20 protein-coding genes are annotated in these 18,310 nt (G+C 43.0%); 8 read left to right on the forward strand and 12 right to left on the reverse strand.

The genetic code is table 11. The annotated features are described in order from the left end of the window. Positions 1-162: 162 nt before the first annotated feature. Both ACTJKG_RS08600 and ACTJKG_RS08605 read left to right on the forward strand, forming a co-directional pair. Positions 163-1,473, forward strand: a complete 1,311-nt coding sequence (locus tag ACTJKG_RS08600; protein WP_440738954.1) for a PQQ-dependent sugar dehydrogenase — start codon at positions 163-165, stop codon at positions 1,471-1,473. After that, the gene (locus ACTJKG_RS08605; RefSeq protein WP_172335035.1) at positions 1,473-1,934 is read left to right on the forward strand and encodes a c-type cytochrome; all 462 of its coding nucleotides are present in this window, start codon (positions 1,473-1,475) and stop codon (positions 1,932-1,934) included. The genes ACTJKG_RS08600 and ACTJKG_RS08605 overlap by 1 nt, the downstream gene beginning before the upstream one ends. Positions 1,935-2,061: 127 nt before the next feature. Here ACTJKG_RS08605 and ACTJKG_RS08610 read toward each other — a convergent pair whose 3' ends face one another. The 6 genes from ACTJKG_RS08610 to ACTJKG_RS08635 form a co-directional block, all read right to left on the reverse strand. Continuing rightward, a complete protein-coding gene (locus ACTJKG_RS08610; RefSeq protein WP_172335036.1) occupies positions 2,062-2,583 on the reverse strand; it encodes a tetratricopeptide repeat protein in 522 nt (173 codons plus the stop codon). Positions 2,584-2,915: 332 nt separating this feature from the next. After that, positions 2,916-3,158 carry a hypothetical protein gene (locus ACTJKG_RS08615; protein WP_172335037.1) on the reverse strand — a complete coding sequence of 81 codons (243 nt, stop codon included), beginning with the start codon at positions 3,156-3,158 and terminating at the stop codon, positions 2,916-2,918. Positions 3,159-3,193: 35 nt separating this feature from the next. Beyond that, a complete protein-coding gene (locus ACTJKG_RS08620) occupies positions 3,194-3,943 on the reverse strand; it encodes an ABC transporter ATP-binding protein (protein WP_172335038.1) in 750 nt (249 codons plus the stop codon). Next, a complete protein-coding gene (locus ACTJKG_RS08625) occupies positions 3,940-4,809 on the reverse strand; it encodes an ABC transporter permease (protein ID WP_172335039.1) in 870 nt (289 codons plus the stop codon). Before ACTJKG_RS08625 ends, ACTJKG_RS08620 begins: the two co-directional genes overlap by 4 nt. After that, positions 4,810-5,784 carry an ABC transporter substrate-binding protein gene (locus tag ACTJKG_RS08630; protein WP_172335040.1) on the reverse strand — a complete coding sequence of 325 codons (975 nt, stop codon included), beginning with the start codon at positions 5,782-5,784 and terminating at the stop codon, positions 4,810-4,812. Positions 5,785-5,877: 93 nt separating this feature from the next. Continuing rightward, positions 5,878-6,267 carry an NUDIX hydrolase gene (locus ACTJKG_RS08635; protein WP_440739106.1) on the reverse strand — a complete coding sequence of 130 codons (390 nt, stop codon included), beginning with the start codon at positions 6,265-6,267 and terminating at the stop codon, positions 5,878-5,880. Between the two features lie 139 nt (positions 6,268-6,406). On the opposite strand from ACTJKG_RS08635, the gene ACTJKG_RS08640 reads away from it, so the two are divergent. Together ACTJKG_RS08640 and ACTJKG_RS08645 are read left to right on the forward strand one after the other, a co-directional pair. Continuing rightward, positions 6,407-6,904: an SRPBCC family protein gene (locus ACTJKG_RS08640; RefSeq protein WP_172335042.1), complete on the forward strand. Its 498-nt coding sequence runs from the start codon at positions 6,407-6,409 to the stop codon at positions 6,902-6,904. Between the two features lie 240 nt (positions 6,905-7,144). After that, positions 7,145-7,729: a riboflavin synthase gene (locus ACTJKG_RS08645; protein WP_172335043.1), complete on the forward strand. Its 585-nt coding sequence runs from the start codon at positions 7,145-7,147 to the stop codon at positions 7,727-7,729. Here the strand turns inward: ACTJKG_RS08645 and ACTJKG_RS08650 are convergent. Further along, positions 7,726-8,874, reverse strand: coding sequence for a tetratricopeptide repeat protein (locus ACTJKG_RS08650; RefSeq protein WP_172335044.1), 1,149 nt, complete (start codon positions 8,872-8,874; stop codon positions 7,726-7,728). The genes ACTJKG_RS08645 and ACTJKG_RS08650 overlap by 4 nt on opposite strands. Before the next feature lie 116 nt (positions 8,875-8,990). On the opposite strand from ACTJKG_RS08650, the gene ACTJKG_RS08655 reads away from it, so the two are divergent. Then, the gene (locus tag ACTJKG_RS08655; RefSeq protein ID WP_172335045.1) at positions 8,991-9,281 is read left to right on the forward strand and encodes a hypothetical protein; all 291 of its coding nucleotides are present in this window, start codon (positions 8,991-8,993) and stop codon (positions 9,279-9,281) included. 78 nt (positions 9,282-9,359) lie between these two features. Here the strand turns inward: ACTJKG_RS08655 and ACTJKG_RS08660 are convergent, their stop codons facing one another. Next, a complete protein-coding gene (locus ACTJKG_RS08660) occupies positions 9,360-10,055 on the reverse strand; it encodes a hypothetical protein (RefSeq protein WP_440738955.1) in 696 nt (231 codons plus the stop codon). A gap of 143 nt (positions 10,056-10,198) precedes the next feature. Between ACTJKG_RS08660 and ACTJKG_RS08665 the strand changes: the two genes are divergently transcribed. After that, positions 10,199-11,119, forward strand: a complete 921-nt coding sequence (locus ACTJKG_RS08665) for a ketopantoate reductase family protein (protein ID WP_172335047.1) — start codon at positions 10,199-10,201, stop codon at positions 11,117-11,119. A 215-nt stretch (positions 11,120-11,334) separates the two neighbouring features. Continuing rightward, entirely contained in the window at positions 11,335-11,865 is a 531-nt protein-coding gene (locus ACTJKG_RS08670) for a DinB family protein (protein WP_440738956.1), read from the forward strand. A 148-nt stretch (positions 11,866-12,013) separates the two neighbouring features. Here ACTJKG_RS08670 and ACTJKG_RS08675 read toward each other — a convergent pair whose 3' ends face one another. The 4 genes from ACTJKG_RS08675 to ACTJKG_RS08690 form a co-directional block, all read right to left on the reverse strand. After that, positions 12,014-13,027, reverse strand: coding sequence for a hypothetical protein (locus ACTJKG_RS08675; protein WP_216650538.1), 1,014 nt, complete (start codon positions 13,025-13,027; stop codon positions 12,014-12,016). 130 nt (positions 13,028-13,157) lie between these two features. Then, positions 13,158-15,014, reverse strand: coding sequence for a Fe-S protein assembly chaperone HscA (gene hscA, locus ACTJKG_RS08680; protein WP_172335048.1), 1,857 nt, complete (start codon positions 15,012-15,014; stop codon positions 13,158-13,160). Between the two features lie 166 nt (positions 15,015-15,180). After that, complete coding sequence (locus tag ACTJKG_RS08685; RefSeq protein ID WP_440738957.1) at positions 15,181-16,500, reverse strand: MFS transporter; 1,320 nt, start codon at positions 16,498-16,500, stop codon at positions 15,181-15,183. A gap of 97 nt (positions 16,501-16,597) precedes the next feature. Further along, the gene (locus ACTJKG_RS08690; RefSeq protein ID WP_172335050.1) at positions 16,598-17,407 is read right to left on the reverse strand and encodes an SDR family oxidoreductase; all 810 of its coding nucleotides are present in this window, start codon (positions 17,405-17,407) and stop codon (positions 16,598-16,600) included. A 246-nt stretch (positions 17,408-17,653) separates the two neighbouring features. Here ACTJKG_RS08690 and ACTJKG_RS08695 point away from each other — a divergent pair, with 246 nt between their 5' ends. Next, positions 17,654-18,307: a FadR/GntR family transcriptional regulator gene (locus ACTJKG_RS08695; RefSeq protein ID WP_172335051.1), complete on the forward strand. Its 654-nt coding sequence runs from the start codon at positions 17,654-17,656 to the stop codon at positions 18,305-18,307. Positions 18,308-18,310 lie beyond the last annotated feature (3 nt).

Here is an 18,310-nt window from a genome sequence, read left to right on the forward strand (position 1 = left end):
TGGTTTAACAGAGCAACTATTTTTGGAACAAGAAGTAAGGATCGGAAGTCCTTGCTCTTTGTTCCTTACTCCAAAATCGGCTGATTTTGTCATGATATTAAACAAAACAGATTTCTATATTCCCCGTATATTTATTTAATTTGATAACCATTAATCAAAGCCATGAAGAACAGAAAATCACTTTCCGTATTGCTGCCTGTTGCGGCAATAGTGGGGTTCATATTATTTAATGCCTGTAAAAGCGGCGAACCCGCCAATAACAGCAAAGATTCCGTCACGACTACCACCCCAATTACTGATGGAGGAGCCGGATTGAAATTACCAGAAGGTTTTAACGCGGCTATTGTTGCCGATAAATTGGGGGGCACCCGTGAAATTGCGGTAACCCCACAGGGCGATATTTATGTAAAACTTAATCGCGCAAAAAACGGTAAAGGCATTTTGTTTTTACACCAGGAAGGCGATAAAGCTACCGTAAAAACCGGTTTTGGAACCTTTGGAGGTACCGGTGTTTATGTTAAAAACGGATATTTGTACGCATCATCTGATGAAGAAGTCTTCCGTTATAAACTGAACGCTCAAAACGAAGTGATCAACTCTGACCAACCCGAGAAAATTGTGACCGGCTTGCTGAACCGCCGTGAGCATGAAGCCAAAGCCATTACCCTTGATAATGATGGCAATCTGTACGTAAACATCGGCGCGTACTCCAACGCCTGCCAGGTAGATGACCGCAAAAAAGGGTCAGCCGGCCAAAAAGGATGCCCTATTTTAGATTCTGCAGGCGGTATATGGCAGTTTAAAGCCGACAAGCTTAACCAGCATTATGGCGACGGCGTACGTTACGCTACAGGCCTTCGTAATGTGGTAGGTTTCGACTGGAACCAGCAAAACAACCAATTATATGTAATGCAGCATGGCCGCGATCAGTTGCATGATCTTTTCCCGGATATGTTTACTACCCAGCAATCGGCCGTATTACCTGCCGAATGTATGTATGCCCTTAAAAAAGGAGATAACGCCGGCTGGCCTTATATGTATTATGATCAGGAACAGCATAAAAAGATATTAATGCCCGAGTATGGCGGTGATGGCAAAAAAGAAGGCGGCCAGGATGCTATTGATCCGGTTGCAGCTTTCCCGGGTCACCTTGCGCCTAACGGCTTATTATTTTATACCGGCAACCAATTTCCGGAGAAATATAAGAATGGCGCTTTCATCGCTTTTCATGGTTCCTGGAACCGGGCCCCCGAACCACAGGCAGGCTACTTTGTCGTATTTCAGCCGTTTAAAGATGGCAAGCCAAGCGGCGAGTGGGAAGTATTTGCCGATGGCTTTGCAGGTACCGCCGCACAAACAGCATCTGGTCGTGCAGAACACCGCCCATGCGGGTTAGCCCAAGGCCCCGATGGCTCGCTTTATGTAACTGATGATAACCAGGGAACTATTTACAAAATAACTTATAAAAAATAATGGACTTTAAAAAAGCCCCGCTAATCCTATTCGCATCCCTATTATTCGCCGTAACAGGTTTGCAGGCTCAAACCAAACATAAGGCCAAGCCGCCCGTAAAACGTACTACAGGCGGCTTAAAAGCCTCCATAGATGCAGGTCAAAAAGTATTTACCCAGTATTGTGTATCATGCCACCAGGCTGATGCCCTGGGTGTGCCGCACATGAACCCGCCGCTGGTAAAAACAACTTATGTTTTGGGCGATAAAACCAGGCTCATCAAAATTGTGCTGAATGGCTTTAACGAAGATGTAGAGATCAATGGCGAAACCTACTCCAACAGTATGGCTTCGCACGATTTCCTGAAAGACCAGGAAATTGCCGATGTACTCACTTTTGTACGTAACAGCTTCGGCAACAAAGCCCCAGCTATTACCGCCGCCCAGGTAAAAACCGTACGGGCGACTAACAAAAAGAGCTAAAGGCTAAAGACTAAAGGCTAAAGGCTAAAGGCTAAAGGCTAAAACAACAAAAGCGAGGGCATGCCTTGGCTTTTGTTGTTTTAGCTTTCTTAAAGTGCTCTCCTTTGGAGAGGATAGGTGAGGCTCTTTACTCCGTTATCTGATAAGTATAAGCCAACGTTTGTTTCATTTTTGACTGTACGCGTTTTATACTCAGTTCAATATCCGACTTTTCCTTATTTTCGGTTACTTCCATGAAAGCTTTCTGATAAGCGTCCAGTGCCTTTGCCCATTGCTTATTCTTTTCATAGAATAAACCCAGCAAATCATAGATGCCTGCCGTGTCGGCCCCCTGTGTATTTAGGGCTTTGGTTGAGATAACGCTCACCTGTTTTTCCATGTTCAGAAAAACCAACAGATCAAGATAATGGATATAGTTATCCGGGAAGGCTGGTTCCAGCTCCATGCAGGTTTTAAAATGGTAACCTGCTGTTTGGTAATCCTTAATCTCGTAATAATATATCATCCCCAACTGGTGATGGGCACGTGCATATAATGGGTCGTTGCTGATTATCTCGTTCAGTAATTTAAGGGCTTTGGGCGTTTTCCCATATGATATTTTATCGATGGCCTGCAGATACTTCTCCTCGATAGTATAGTAAGTGTTCATAAATTTTAAAATTGCAAAAGCTCACTTTTGGCAAGCATAATTGAATAAATAATGATGTAATAAATTCTGTCCGTGGTGATGATATTTTTCTAAAACGGACTGGAGAAGAGTATCATTGATGCACAACCCTTCTGCCGGGCCACCATAGGCCACATCATATTTTTAAAGCAGAACGAATTATTAAACAGCATCATTTATTTTTTTACAAATTTACGCTTATTGATTGGAATTGCAAAATGGAGGGTGAATACCGTAAGGGAGACGCAAATATGCGTCTCTACATAAAAAAGAAAACGTGGAGACGCATATTTGCGTCTCCAAATTTAAAGAGCTTAAGCAGCTATAGCAGCTTTAACACCTTCGATCAAAAAATTGTTCTTTAATTCCTTTTCGGAAATGATCACGCTGAAATCATCATATTTTACGCCATGCTCCAAAGGATACAAGGTGTATCCTCTTTTTAAAGCATCGTATACGCCCAGTTCAAATATTTCGTCTTGTTTTTTTCCTTTTATCTTGGCGCCGCTCACTAACTGGTAAGCGTCGAGTATGGGTTCAAAGTTATTAGTCTTCATAGTGCACAACACTATACAATTACTTTGCCATTTTTTTAGCCGAACCAGTCGAAAAGGTCATTTTGCTTTAAATCTGACTTTTGTTTGTTGTTCAGATCGCGCAATACCAGCCCTTCGCTCATTTGTATGATCCGTGTGCCATAATTGTAGGCGTCTTTAAGATTATGGGTGATCAGTATGGCAGTCAGTTTAAAATCTGCGATCAGTTTATCAGCCGTACGCATCACAACCTCTGCCGATCGAGGATCAAGCGCAGCAGTAGGCTCGTCCAGTAACAGTACCTTGCAGCTATCCATCACACTCATCAGCAAGGTTAAAGCCTGGCGCTGGCCTCCCGATAGTGTCCCCATGGATTGCTCTACTTTATTTTCCAGGCCCATGCCCAGCGAGGCTATTTTTTCTTTAACCTCCTGCTTGAACTTATTGTTGATACCGACAGATAAACCTTTGGCTTTTGTGCGTATAGCAGCCAGCCTAAAATTATCCAGAATACTCAGATCAGATGCCGTACCACTCACCGGGTTCTGGAAAACACGCGCGATCCATTGGCTACGGCGGTAATCAGGTAGTTTACTTACATTGTTTTCATCAATGCTGATGCTACCTGCATCCGGGAATACGCTCCCGGCTACGAGGTTAAGCAAAGTGGTTTTACCAGACCCGTTAGAGCCTACGATCACCAGGAATTCTCCTTCTGCAATGGTTAGTGTGATTCCATTAACAGCGTTAACCTGGTTGGCCTTACCTTTATTAAAAGTCTTATGTATATCGTTTATCGTTATCATGATGATCGGAGTGATGATAAACGGGGTAAACTAACTATCAACAATACGAAAACAGCGGTAACTATTTTGAGCATATTCGGATCGACGCCGATGGCCAGGGTAACCGCCAGCACCAGTTGAAATACCACGGCCCCGGCCAACACCAAAATTAAACTGAGCCAAACACTGGTAATCCGTAACCAATTAATGATTGACTCGGCAATAATAACCGAGCCCAGGCCAACGATCACAATACCTATACCCATATTGATATCGGCAAAGTCCTGCGATTGTACAAAAAAGTAGCCGCTCAGGGCTGTTAGAGCGTTGGCTAAGGCCAAACCGGTGATCTTCATCCGGTCGGTATTAACCCCCAGTGCCCTGATCATAGACTCGCTGTTGCCTGTTGCCCGCATGGCTATGCCAAAATCTGTTTTGAGCAAGTAACCGATCAAAAAAGTGATCAGAATAACAAATACCAATAATATCCAAAAGGTATTCTGGTTAGCATCCGTCACTATCTGTATCGACGAAAACAGCGAAACCAGGTTACTCAAAGGTATATTGGAGCGACCCATAATAGTGAGATTTACCGAATACAGGGCAGTCATAACCAAAATACCGGCCAGCAAAGCGTTTATTTTAAGCTTGGTATGGATCAGGCCTGTTAATGCACCAGCTATCCCGCCGGCAATGATCACCGCCGGCAAAATAATATATGGCGACTGGTGGTGTGTAAGCATCACAGCCGTAACAGCGCCACCCAGCGTATAACTGCCATCGGTAGTAATGTCCGGGATATTAAATATCTTCATAGAGATAAAAATACCCAGCGCCAAAGCCGCGTAGCAAAATCCCAGTGTTACCGTGGTGAGATAAAAATCCATTTATTTAACAGCCTCAAAATCTGAGGGTACAGTAATGTTATATTTTTTGGCAGCGGCAGGATTATACACCCGTTTCCTGATCTTCACCATCTGCGGCGCCAGGCCATCAGTTTTATGATTTTTCAGGAAGTAAGCAGCCTGTTCGCCCGCCTGGTAACCCCATTGATAAATATCGGCACCAAAAGCAGCTACCGCACCGCGTTGTACTAAACCGGCCTCGCTGGTAAATATGGGCACATTTTTTTGGTTGCAGCTTTTCAAAATGGTCTCAAAAGCAGCGAAAACAGTATTGTCTGGGTTGGCAAAAAAGGCATCAATATTCTTATTCAACAGTGATTGTGTAACTAATTGAGCATCTGCAGAAGAATTTAAGGGTAAGGCAACAATGGTTACATTTTGCTTTTCGGCCAGTGATTTGATACGGTTCAGCGCATCGGTAGATTGTGGTTCCGATTGATTATAGATCATCCCGATCACCAGCTTTGCTCCTTTGGGTTTTAGTAATTTAGGGATGATGGCGAATGAGGTATCTATATAATTCAGGTCCTCTACCGCACCAAAAAGATTGGCTGGGGCTTTGCCACTGCCATCAAGTACTTTCATACGTTCGGGCACCGGCGATACCATAGCAAAAATGGGTATGGCTTTGGTTTTTTGAATCGCGGTAACTGTCGATAAAGTGGTACAGGTAGCCAGCAGATCAACATTTTCAGAAACAAAATGGTTTACGATCTGGGTTAGCGTAGGGATATTGCCTTGCGCATTGCTGTATTCTATCTGTACTGTTTTTTTAGCCTCGCTAAAACCTTCTTTCTTTAAGGCATCTGTAAAACCGGTGCGAGCCTGTGCTATAGTGGCATCTTCAAAGGCATCCACAAAACCCACTACAGGGACAGCCGTCGACTTGGGTTTGGGTTTGCACGATACAATCGCGATCAATAAAAATGCTATGGGTAGATATTTAAAAAACTTCATTTTACTAAGTTATGTAATTGCCTATAAAAGTAACAGCAGAACGGCAAAAGGTGAAATTAGTTTGACCAATATCCCCACATTTGGTGATGCCTGCTATTGTGCCTTGCTCAACTCATCTATTAGTGCTGTCTGCGCCGGATTTATCTTCACCTTGGCTGTATCGATATCAAACCATGCGGCTCTGTCCACCTCGGGGAACGATTGTTGCTTGCCAGAGCGCGGTGGCCACTCTATTTCAAAGTGATTGCTTCTGATGGCCAAATGATCTATGTCGCCTTCTACGGCCCACACATATACTTTTTTGCCACCTTTTTGTGTAATTGGGCTAAGACTGATGAATTCACCGATAATCGCCTGCCCCGTTTCTTCCTCAAACTCCCGTTTGGCAGCCTCCAAGGGGTCTTCGTCATCCAAAAACTCCCCCTTGGGTACCGACCAACTGCCGTTGTCCTTATTTTTAAAGAACGGCCCGCCCGGATGCACCAAAAAAGCCTCCAAATTACCTTCGGTTTTCCGGTAGTAGTATTCCTGCGCTTTGTTTACCCATGGTTAATATTTAAAAGCAAGTTAATAAAAGGGTAAGGTATTATGATTATTTTTATAACAAACAATGCTACCGTATATGACCGATAACCCCTGGACAAGCTTTAAACTAACTGCCGATTTTAACACCAACGTCCGTCATATTTATGAGGCCTGGGCCACTCCTGCCGGACTCGAAAGCTGGTTTTTACGCCAGGCTGATTTTTATACCATAGTTGGTCGCCAGCGCGAAAAAAACGAATTCATCAGCAAAGAAGATACCTATTCCTGGTACTGGCATGGTTTTGACGACGATACCGTAGAGAACGGCCAGGTACTGGAAAACAATGGCGCCGATCTGCTCAAATTCACCTTTACCGGTGGCAGCGTAGTAACCATTGATATCCAGAACAAATACGGCCTTACCCTCATCGAACTTACCCAGGAAAATATCCCCCTGGAAGATGACCCGGCAAAAAATCTGTATGTACAATGTCAGCTTGGGTGGACTTTTTATCTCACCAATCTAAAATCGGTGATCGAAGGTGGTAAGGATCTGCGAAATAAAAGAGTAGATTTGTTTACCAGTTTTAAATAATTTGTCTGAACCTTGATTAACCAGATTAGAGGATTGAGAGGATTATTTGATTTTGTCATGCTGAACAGAGTGAAGCATCTATTACTCAATACGCATAATTCATTAATAGATCCTTCGTTTATCAGGATGACAAACTAAGATGCTTATCGTTTTTTCATTTTCCGCTGACAAAAAACATCTATAATATTTTTTAGCTTTGACACCAATCAAAAACTCCCCCTTTAGGGGGATGGGGGGCATATGTTTACAGGAATTATAGAAACTTTGGGTAAAGTGACCGATCTGCAGCAAGATCAGGGCAACTTACATATCACTATTGAATCAGCTATTTCGCACGAATTAAAGATCGACCAATCGGTGGCGCATAACGGGGTTTGTTTAACAGTAGTAGCGCTGGCCGATGGCTTGCACGTGGTTACCGCCATTGAAGAAACGCTGAACAAAAGCAGCCTGGGTCATCTGAAAGTTGGCGAACCTGTAAACCTGGAACGCTGTATGCAAATGAATGCTCGGCTTGATGGACACATTGTTCAGGGTCATGTTGATCAGACTGCTGTTTGCACCGCCTTCAAGGAGCTCGATGGAAGCTGGGAGTACACTTTTGAGTACGATTCCTCTACCGGTAATGTCACCGTCGAAAAAGGATCTGTATGTGTCAACGGCATCAGTTTAACCGTAGTTAACTCCAAAGTCAATAGTTTTTCAGTGGCTATTATCCCCTATACTTTTGAGCATACCAACCTGCACAATGTACGCGAAGGATCAGTAGTTAACCTGGAGTTTGATATCATTGGCAAGTATGTAGCCAGGCTCATGCAGCGCTAACGCGCCAGTTCGTCCAGCCGCGATTTGGAATAAGCTACATATTTCTGCTGTTTTTCGGGTGGCTTGCTGTTGGTGTATTTCTTATAATATTTTGAAGCCATTTGTTTGTTTCTCAGCCCGGTATCATAAACTGATGCCAACAGGTAATAGAGGATCGGTTTCTCTGAAAATTGCATAGCTTTTTGATACGCCCAAACCGCCTTTTGGTATTTTTTGCGCACCTCGTAACTGTCGGCCATTTCAGCATAATAATCGCCAATGTTGGATGAGATGCCCTCTTTAATGGCATTATCCAGATTTTGAATGGCTTTGGGTTGATCTTTAAGCGCTTTGTAGGCCAGGGCGGCTACGTAAAAGCTGGTTTCTGTTTGTTCCATCATATTGAGGTCGGCAAAGGTTTCCACACTGCAAGTATAGTTTTTGAGATTGTAGTAAGCCACTCCAAGCTTGGTTAATACATACCCGGAACGGTTACCTAGATCTATCAGTTTTAAACAAGTGGTTTTAGTTTCCTCGAATTTGTCCTGCGATGAAACCAGTTTGAGCAGACTTTGCAACAAAATCATATTGTCAGGATCCTTAGCAATGGCTCCATTCAATACTTTTTCGGCCACAGGGTACTGTTTCAGGTTTACATAAAGATCGCTCAAATCGGATGCTACATCTGGCTCGGCAGGATTCAATTTATTAGCTTTTTGTAAGTAATAGATCATGCTACCAAAATCAGATTTATCACCCGCTATTTTACCCAATTGTTTGTACACTATAAAGTTGCTACTGTCCTTTCGGGCTATCAATTTATAATAAGTTTCGGCTTTCAAATTATTACCCCGGCGCAGGTTAACAGTGCCCAGGCTAAATAAGGCCATGGTATTGGTTGAGTCAGCATCGTAAATACGTTGATAATACCCCTCCGCATCGGGCAGCCGACCGGCCATTTGCGATGTATAAGCCAGTTTGCCCAATACCCGGATATTGCTCACTGGTTCTGGATATGTTTTTTTAAGATAATCCGCAGCTTCGGCAAAGCGCTGGTTCTGATAATAATCAAGTAATAGGGAATCGTTTACAGCCGGTTGCTGCTGGGCCTCTACACCTGCCGAACAACAAAAAACAAGGAGAAAGAATAATATAAGGTTTTTCATATAACTAATTATTTAGTTAAACTAAACTATTAGTTATATATCAATAATCCAAATTCCAAACAATTTTTATTTCCCGGGGTTAATGAGATATACTTTAAATTAAAAAACACAACAGTATGGATAAGTTAAAGAAGTTTGAACTGATGGAGAAAATTGTCCATGAATTGGAAGACTTGAAGAATAGTCAGCAGGCCATTATTACCAAGCTGGCCAAAATTGAAGTAGACAATATAGAGCTTGGCGACAAAAGACTGGAAAAGGACCTTCCGGATATGCATCAGCGCGTAGCCGACAACCTGGATAATATCACCAGTATCCTGGAAGACTTTGCCCAGCAAACCAGTAATTTTAGCGATAACAACAACATTCAGGCGCTGAAAGAACAAGACGCCATCAACAAATTATAAAACTTGAATCCCCGGAAACGGGGATTTTTTTTTTCCTTTTCTGCCTATGGCCAATGGAGGCGCAGATCGGCGATATGGCTACTTTTTTCTATTCTCTTTAATATCCTGGTTGTATTTTTTAATGGCTTCGTAATAGTTTTTTGTTTTAGCGTATTCAAAAGCATCAGCGTTTTGCTCAACCATGGGCATTAAATTTTCAGCAGATACCTTCAATATAGGTCCATCTCCTTTTTGTATACCGACCAATGTTTCGGGCATAAATTTAGTGTTATCCTCTTCACTTAAAAGCGAATAAGCATTAATAGGCCCAGAAATTACTTTGAACATCCAACAGCTATCTTTTGCCATTCCTTTATACCATTTATCTTCAACCTCACCTTCGGCAAGATTACGTTCGAGGCTCAGGGTTTCATCAGAGTATATTTTTTTGATTTTATTGGGATCATTTTTGGGGAGGTTCCTGTCTAAAAATAAAACATAGGTTTTATGCTTTGTAGTATCTAAATATATTTTAGAATATACCTGCCTTTTTGAGCTATCAGCCATTGTTATCACATAAACATAATCAAAATTGTAACTTCTACCCCCTCCCTTCTCGCTCAAAAAACCCATGTTCATCCTGTTTTGCATTTGCATCTGCATTTGTGATTGAGTAAACTGCTTGTTCCACATATTATTAACGGCATTCATTCTCGCATTCATATTTTGTGCGGATGCCTTCTGGGCGAACAGGATTAGTATGACAAGGGCAAAACGAGTATACAGTGGTTTCATGTGATAAAGTTTAGAAGGCCTAAAGCTGCATTTTTAATCGTATATAAGCAAATTTTGTTGCATACAGCTCCGATCGGCCTCTTTTACCCATCTATGACAAAAGATAAAGTCAGCCGATTAACTTTGGCGAAAATTTCTATCTTATGAATCAGTCGATATTTATTGTTGGTAACGGAGCTATCGGAAAAGCTTTAGCTGTTTTTCTGAAACTGCAAGGCAAAAACGTGGTGATACTCCGCGGAAGCGTGGATGATGGCAGCAGCGTTATTGAAAAAATAGCTGTAGTGCTTGCCGATCAAAGTACATTGGAAGCGGATATCGAAATAACCACTTTAAGCCATTATGATAAACTGGATGGCATCGTGGTTTTAACCAATAAATCTTTTGGTAATGGCGATCTGGCCCCGGCACTGAAATCTAAAATCAACACATCACCTTTGGTTATCCTGCAAAACGGATTGGGCGTGGAGCAGGTATTTACCGATCACGAGTTTCCCGGGGTTTATCGGTGTGTGCTTTTTGTAACCAGTCAGGTGGGTACGGATGGCCGGGTGAGCTTTAAACCTGCATTCGAGTGTCCTATCGGTGGCATCAGTGGCGATACTACTCCTCTTCATGATATTGTTGCTGAACTAAGCACCCCACAGTTCTTGTTTCGTGCCGAAGAAAATATTCAACAGCTGATCTGGAAAAAAGCAATCATCAACAGTGTTTACAATTCGGTATGCCCATTGTTAAATATTGATAATGGCATATATCACCGGAATGAGCAGGCGCAGGCGATAGCCCGTGAGGTAGTTATGGAATGTGTACAGATAGCCCGAGAGACCGGTGTACTGCTGGAACCCAATGAAGTGATGACCAACTTACTGGCTATTAGCAAAGCTTCGGACGGTCAGCTGATATCTACCCTGCAGGATATTAACCGCAAACGACCAACAGAAATAGAAACATTGAATTTCGCGATCGTAAAAATTGCTGAAAAGTTTGGCAAAGCGCATTTGGTTGAACGTACAAAGTTACTTGGTGAGCTTGTTAAGCTGAAATCTGATATCAACCGCTAAATAATAACTGTTATTGCTGCCACGGGTTGATCTCGTATGGTTTAACAACGAGTGTTATGGATAATCATCGTCGAACCGTAGTGTATAGGAGGACTCTGCCCACAGGTCTCCGACAAGCAGTATCTATTACAAAATAGATACCCCCTACATTCTACATAACAATGGAATTTAATAACTTAGTAAAACCAATTATAAACCAATCTTAAAACTATTCAATGATGAAAAAGCTAACCTTTCTGTTTACCTTTATGGTAATGGTTTTCGCCTGCACAACGGTATACGCGCAGGCTACAAACGACCAAATAGTTGCCGAATGGCAGCGCGCCAAAAACTACACTAAAGCCTATCTGGATGCGATGCCCGATGATGGTTACGGCTTAAAACCAACCCCCGAAATGCGGTCGTTTGCCGGGCAAATGCTGCACCTGGCTGATGACAACTATTTTTTCACTTGCTGGGTAAGCGGCAAAACCAATCCACTCGGAAAAACATCCCTCGAAAAAACAGTTGGCCCCACCAAAGCGGCAACTATTAAAGCAGTAATGGATAGTTATGATTTCGCAATCGGTACTATACAGGGTATGACACCGGCACAACTACAGGAAACGATGAAGGTGAGTGGAAAGGAATTTTCCAAATTTATTGTTCTAAATAAAGGCTTTGAACATCAGACCCATCACCGCGGGCAAGCCACTGTTTACCTGCGCTTAAAAGGCGTAACGCCACCACAGGAAATGCTGTTTTAGAAGAGAAGAAACAAGAAGTAAGAGTCAAGAATCAGGACATACAAAATGTCATCTCGAACGGGGTACGAGGAGAGATCTTTACAAGCGACTTCATCGCGCGCAAAAGATCTCTCACTATCGTTCGAGATGACATTTTCGGTATAATTCCCTACTGGTATTGTATATAAATAGGCGCAGGTTTCAAACTCAAAACCTCTTTGGGGGTAAGCATGCGGTGAGGTGCGTTCTTGATATCGTTTTTATAGAATAACTTAAAACCTGTAAACTGCACGGGCTCCTGTGAAATGAAATATTTGTAGGTACCTTTCTTGAGATCAGGTCCGCCCCAACCATCCATGTCCATAACTACCTGCACTTCGTTGCGTAGTTTTATATCCTTATAATTGGTTACCATGCGTTTGGTAAAGCGGTGTATCACAAATATTTTGGGTGGCAGATTGTTCTTTTTCACCAATCCACTTAAATAGCCTGTTACATAGTTAATATCATCAGCATCAAAAGTACCTATGCGTTTGCCCGGTACACTCCCCTCTTTCATGGAAAATTCCGGATCGATGCCCAGGTGAACGTTTGGCATTTTCATATATTTCTCCAACAAAGGCAATTCGGTTTGTACCGTACTGAAGCCTACCTGAATATCCAGGAACACGATAGCGTTGATCTGTTTGGCCATATCCAGCACTTTATCAATCTCTCTGAAAGGCATCCGTAAATTATGCAAACCATTTCTGCCGGCATCGGCCTGAGCAGTAACACAAATGTAGTGCAGCGCAGGTACCACTGGTGTAAGGGTATCGGCTTTTTCCCATACTTTCACCTCGCCTTTAAGCTTGGCCAGCATGTCTTTTGGCGCGTATTCGCCCAATACACCCATATTTTTGGAGTACATGTTACCATAGTATGCCACAATGCGGCTGAAAGGCAAAATAGCACCAGGCAATGGATATGGTGCTTTTTTCACAGGCCATCTGCCGGTTTGGTCGCCGTTGGCCAGCCGCTTCATCAGCGAATCATATTGCAGGGTATCCAGCGTGGTGGCGCTTTTTAACGTGGTGTCTTTATATAAACGCAACGAATTTATCGCGTGAGCTTTATCAAATGAGCCTGCTAAACAAACAGCCGCGATGGCTAACAATACGAATACCCTGGTAATTATCTTCAAACTGATATAATTTATTTATGATGTATATGTAGAGCCAAGAATTAAGAAACCCATGAAAACATGCTGACATGATATTAAGCAACAACTTTTCGTGCTTCTTTCTTGATTCCTGCTTCTAATAAAATGTCTATTATTCAATACTCTTACCCTTCATGGCGGTGCTGATGGCCTGATCCATCAGGCGCTCGGCAAATGGCCGGGTAAATTCATTGATCTCGTCAATACGTTTCAGGATCAGGTCCTTATCACCAGACGTCAGCGATTCTCTCAGGGCCACCAGGTGTTTGTGTGTTTCGGCAGATTCTGTAACCGTAACGTAATCGCCGTTCTTTTGCAAAAAGCGTTCCACAGTGTATAGCATCTGCTCGCCCTCGGTACGGGCTTCTATCAACATACGCTGGCTCACATCGTCTTTAGCGTGGGTTATACTGTCCATCAACATTTGCTCCACCTGCTCATCGGTAATGCCGTAAGTAGGTTTTACTTCGATCTCCTGTTTTACGCCCGAACGCAGTTCAATAGCCTGTATGGTGAGTATGCCATCGGCATTCAGTAAAAAGTTGATATCTACCTTCGGGAAGCCTGCTGGCATAGATGGGATACCTTTGAGATTAAACTCAGCCAGTTTCCGGTTCTCTTTGATCAGGTCTCGCTCTCCCTGGTAAACGGCTATCTTCATATTCACCTGCCCGTCGATGGATGTAGTATATTGACGACCACCTTTAGTTGGTACTTTAGAGTTACGGGGGATGATCACATCCATCAGGCCGCCCATGGTTTCGATACCTAAAGACAGCGGGGTAACATCCAGCAATAAAATATCTTTACGGTTACCGGCCAAAATATCGGCCTGTATAGCGGCGCCAAGCGCTACTACTTCGTCCGGATTCAATTCGGCATGCACCTCGCGGCCAAAAAATTCGGCCACCATTTTTTTAACCAGCGCGGTACGGGTAGATCCACCAACCATCACCACTTCATCTATCTCTTTGATGGTTAGTTTAGCATCTTTCAATGCATTCTGGCAGGCGGTAATAGTTTGCTGCACTTTAGGCGCAATCAGTTCCTCAAACATAGTACGATCAAGCGTGCACCAAATCTCCCCTATTTTATCATTAAACAGGCTTTGGTGCGCAAAGGATTTTTTAGCTTCCTCGGCTTTTAAACGTAACTGCTGCGCCAGCTCGTTATTGGCAACAACATCGGCTTTGTTCAGCTGGTTCTTTTCTATCCAGTAATCAACAATCAGGCGGTCAAAATCGTCACCTCCTAAAAAAGTATCGCCATTGGTAGCCAGCACTTCAAAAATGCCATTCTGTATTTGCAGTATGGATACATCAAAAGTACCACCACCTAAATCATATACAGCAATGGTTTTGGTTTCCTCCGGATTTAAGCCGATACCATAGGCCAGACTCGCGGCTGTTGGCTCGTTCACGATGCGCAATACATCCAATCCGGCCAGTTTACCGGCATCACGGGTAGCCTGGCGCTGCGAATCGTTAAAATAGGCCGGCACGGTGATCACCGCACGGTTTACCGGTGTCTTTAGCGCATGTTCGGCGCGGGCTTTTAATTCTTTTAATATCAGGGCCGATAATTCTATCGGTGTATAAAATTTATCGCCAACCTTAATTTTTACCAGGCTTTCGGTATCGTCATCGATAACCTTGTACGAGAAAAAATCCTTATAATTTTCAATATCATGATAACTGCGGCCGAGCAGGCGTTTTACCGAGAAAACGGTATTCTGCGGATCGGTGATCAGAAACTCTTTGGCTTCATTACCCACCAAAACATCGCCGCTTGGCCCAAAATGCACTACAGATGGCACCAACACACCTTTACCAGTATCATTGATAACCAACGGATTTTTATCGGGGTTGATGAACGCCACTAAGGAATTGGTGGTACCCAGATCGATACCCACAATAATATCTTCTTTTTGTATGGAACCCGTTGCCAGGTTGATAGAAACTTTAGCCATGGTAGTCAATTAACAAGCCGCAAATGTACTTAGTTTTGGGCGATGATGTGTCTTTTGAATGTGTAATTTTGTCTGAATCAGAATTTACAGAATTTTTTAATTAACAGAATTAAAGGAAATTTAATTCTGGAAATTCTTTAATTCTGTAAATTCTGATTCAGAACATCTACACCGCTACAGACTCCGTCGATCTTACCCTCCCCTCCAGTACGATCAGCGATACCAGCAGGATCAACCCCATGGCAAAAAAGCCGTCGAGCATCAGTGCCGAGTCGCGCATTTCATGGGTCACAGATTCTACAAAACCGAATGCGAACAGGCCTACTACGATAGACAGCTTTTCGGTAACATCATAAAAGCTAAAATAAGACGCCGTATCAGGGATGTTTGCTGGAATATATTTAGAAAAAGTTGATCGTGATAATGATTGTACGCCCCCCATAACCAGTCCCACCACTACCGCGGCAGCATAAAACTGGTGCGCGTTGGCCACAAAATAAACACTACCACATATCAGGCACCAGATACCTACTATGCCTGCCAGCACCTTGGTGTTGCCGTATTTAGCAGATAATTTCGCGGTTATAGCAGCGCCGATGATCGCTACTATTTGTATCAACAAAATAATAACGATCAGGTCTTCTTCAGGCATCTTGAGTTCTTTGGCCCCGAAATTGGCCGCCACCAGTAAAATGGTTTGCACTCCTACCGAATAAAAGAAAAAGGCAGGCAGAAACCGTTTTAATAAAGGCAGCTGTTTTACTTTTCGCCAAACTTTGCCCAGCTCTTTAAAGCCGCCGGTTAATACATTATATTCATGCGAACCTGAATTCGGCTGTCCTTTAGGCAGCATATAAAAGGCAATGAACGAAAAACCTATCCACCAGATACCTACAATCAGGAACGACAAACGTGCCGCCACATCATCGGTAATGCCAAACGTTTTGGGCGATAATACAAACACGAAGCAAAGCACCTGTACTACAATGCTACCGGCGAAGCCATAAATAAAACCTTTTGCACTCACGGCGTCCTGCTGATCGAGCGTGGCTATTTGCGGCAGGTACGAATTATAAAACACAAATCCACCACAATAACCTATAGATGCCAAACCATAACAAACCATGCTAAACGTAAAAGTATGCATGGTAAAAAAGAACATACCCGCACAGGCCAGGCTCCCCATCCAGGTAAACAACTGCATGTATAGCTTTTTATGCCCCTTATAATCGGCAATGGAGGTAAGTATCGGCAACAGGAATACGATAATGAGATATGACAAACCCAGCACATAAGTTGATAGCACCGTATTAATATACCTGTGGCCAAAAAAGGTAACCATGCCACCCGGATTGTTATCCTGCGTAATAGCCACGTAATATGCCGGGAATATAGTTGACAGGATCACCATGTTATAAGCCTGGTTGGCCCAATCAAACATGGCCCAGGCCCAGATGGTTTTTTTATTGTTTTTTACTGCTTCCACAATGAAGTTGATTGGTTGATTATGTGATTGGTTGATTGAGTTAATTGGATGCCGGTAACTAACCATTCACTTAATCAACTCAATCAACCAATCAACTTTACTTTATTCCGTAATGATCATTCATCAATTTTACAAATAACGAGCCCGGCAATATGGCTTTAAGCGTAGGTACAATGGTTTGCCCCAATGCCCCTACCAGGTAGTTATGCGCCGGTTTTGATTTGGCTACAATTTTACAAACCTGGTCAGCCACTTTGCTGGCTTCGCCGCCAATGCTTTCGTCTTTTTCCATACTGGCTACCGCTGCTTCAAACTCTTTTTTCAGTTGCTCGTTAGCTAATGTAAAAGGCACCTTTTCACGACTGCCGGTAAAATCGGTTTTAAAATCGCCTGGATTTACTACTGCAACTTTAACGCCTGTATTTTGCAGTTCCATACGCAAGCTTTGCGAGTATCCTTCAATAGCAAATTTTGAAGCAGCGTACAGTCCCTGGTAAGGCAATCCAAACAAGCCAGCCAATGAGCTGATGTTGATAACCAAACCTTGTTTCTTTTCGATCATACCGGGCAGCACAGCGCTGTTTACCCGCACCACCCCAAAAAAGTTTACCTCAAATTGCTTTTTGGCATCTTCAACCCGCACGGTATATAGGGGTGCAGCTATTCCATTACCAGCGTTATTCACTACCACATCAATACGCCCTTCGGCTTTGATAATTTTTTCAATCCCTGCGCTAACAGATGCATCATCGGTAACATCAAGCTGCAGCGGAGTAAACGGTACATCTTTAATACGGTTTATATCGCGGCTGGTGCCATATACTGTATGTCCCTGAGCTGATAGTGCGTTGGCCGTAGCTAAGCCTAAACCAGATGATGCTCCGGTTACAAGTATTACTTTTTTCATTTTTGTTGGTGTGGGTTGATATAGTGTTTTAAGTGTTTAAATATCGGGTAAAACGTTAAATTATCAATAGGGTAAAAATGCCGGCCGTAAAGTTAGTATAAAAGCCGCATAAACTTAAAGCTAAACTATACCCAAATAAGGTGATTTATACCTATCTCTAATCCATTTATTCTGACGCAGCTCACTCTTTTTTTTAACAAAATTTCCTTATTTAAAATATATACTCTACCTTTATCATCAGATGATATGATGATGACCGTTATACATAAAAGATCACTTGCCGAGGAAGTTGCTGATCAATTGCGAAAAGCTATTGCCGAAGGAAAGTACAAAACAGGTGAACAGCTGCCTATCGAACCCGAACTGATGAAGCAGTTTGGCGTCGGGCGGTCATCCGTACGCGAGGCTATCCGTATTCTGGCCAATTCAGGTTTACTGCGGGTACAGCAGGGCGTGGGCACTTTTATAGAAGCTCCGGCCGGCATCAACGAGCCCTTTCATCAGCGTTTAAAACGTGCCGATGCACATGACCTTGACGAGGTGCGGCAGTTGCTTGAAATGAAGATAGCCGAAAAAGCCGCCGCCAACCGCACCGAAAAAGACTTGGAAAACATCAAGGCAAAATTGGATAAACGTACGGCTATGGCTTACGGCGGAACCATGGAGGAATGTATCAATGCCGATATCGAGTTCCACATGAGTATTGCGGAAGCGGCGCGTAACCCCATCCTGGCCGATCTGTACCAATCATTTTGCATCCAGCTCAAAGGCTGGTTTTTGAAACTATATCCCGATACTACCATATTCCAGGATACGCTTCACGAAGAACTTTATGAAAGCATCAAAAACCGCGATGAGAAAAAAGCGTGGAATTGTATCACCCAAATAATCATGAGATAATTT

Origin of the sequence: Mucilaginibacter sp. 22184 (assembly GCF_052045695.1) — a bacterium.
Lineage (GTDB): Bacteria > Bacteroidota > Bacteroidia > Sphingobacteriales > Sphingobacteriaceae > Mucilaginibacter.

What these genes read in the sequence shown, in the direction of transcription:
- ACTJKG_RS08655 (WP_172335045.1), top strand. Translation starts at nt 8,991, where the DNA reads ATGGATAAGTTAAAGAAGTTTGAACTGATGGAGAAAATTGTCCATGAA.
- ACTJKG_RS08620 (WP_172335038.1), bottom strand. Translation starts at nt 3,943, where the DNA reads ATGATAACGATAAACGATATACATAAGACTTTTAATAAAGGTAAGGCC.
- ACTJKG_RS08640 (WP_172335042.1), top strand. Translation starts at nt 6,407, where the DNA reads ATGACCGATAACCCCTGGACAAGCTTTAAACTAACTGCCGATTTTAAC.
- ACTJKG_RS08630 (WP_172335040.1), bottom strand. Translation starts at nt 5,784, where the DNA reads ATGAAGTTTTTTAAATATCTACCCATAGCATTTTTATTGATCGCGATT.
- ACTJKG_RS08625 (WP_172335039.1), bottom strand. Translation starts at nt 4,809, where the DNA reads ATGGATTTTTATCTCACCACGGTAACACTGGGATTTTGCTACGCGGCT.
- ACTJKG_RS08650 (WP_172335044.1), bottom strand. Translation starts at nt 8,874, where the DNA reads ATGAAAAACCTTATATTATTCTTTCTCCTTGTTTTTTGTTGTTCGGCA.
- ACTJKG_RS08615 (WP_172335037.1), bottom strand. Translation starts at nt 3,158, where the DNA reads ATGAAGACTAATAACTTTGAACCCATACTCGACGCTTACCAGTTAGTG.
- ACTJKG_RS08695 (WP_172335051.1), top strand. Translation starts at nt 17,654, where the DNA reads ATGATGATGACCGTTATACATAAAAGATCACTTGCCGAGGAAGTTGCT.
- ACTJKG_RS08670 (WP_440738956.1), top strand. Translation starts at nt 11,335, where the DNA reads ATGATGAAAAAGCTAACCTTTCTGTTTACCTTTATGGTAATGGTTTTC.
- ACTJKG_RS08690 (WP_172335050.1), bottom strand. Translation starts at nt 17,407, where the DNA reads ATGAAAAAAGTAATACTTGTAACCGGAGCATCATCTGGTTTAGGCTTA.
- ACTJKG_RS08660 (WP_440738955.1), bottom strand. Translation starts at nt 10,055, where the DNA reads ATGAAACCACTGTATACTCGTTTTGCCCTTGTCATACTAATCCTGTTC.
- ACTJKG_RS08665 (WP_172335047.1), top strand. Translation starts at nt 10,199, where the DNA reads ATGAATCAGTCGATATTTATTGTTGGTAACGGAGCTATCGGAAAAGCT.
- ACTJKG_RS08600 (WP_440738954.1), top strand. Translation starts at nt 163, where the DNA reads ATGAAGAACAGAAAATCACTTTCCGTATTGCTGCCTGTTGCGGCAATA.
- ACTJKG_RS08605 (WP_172335035.1), top strand. Translation starts at nt 1,473, where the DNA reads ATGGACTTTAAAAAAGCCCCGCTAATCCTATTCGCATCCCTATTATTC.
- ACTJKG_RS08645 (WP_172335043.1), top strand. Translation starts at nt 7,145, where the DNA reads ATGTTTACAGGAATTATAGAAACTTTGGGTAAAGTGACCGATCTGCAG.
- ACTJKG_RS08610 (WP_172335036.1), bottom strand. Translation starts at nt 2,583, where the DNA reads ATGAACACTTACTATACTATCGAGGAGAAGTATCTGCAGGCCATCGAT.
- hscA (WP_172335048.1), bottom strand. Translation starts at nt 15,014, where the DNA reads ATGGCTAAAGTTTCTATCAACCTGGCAACGGGTTCCATACAAAAAGAA.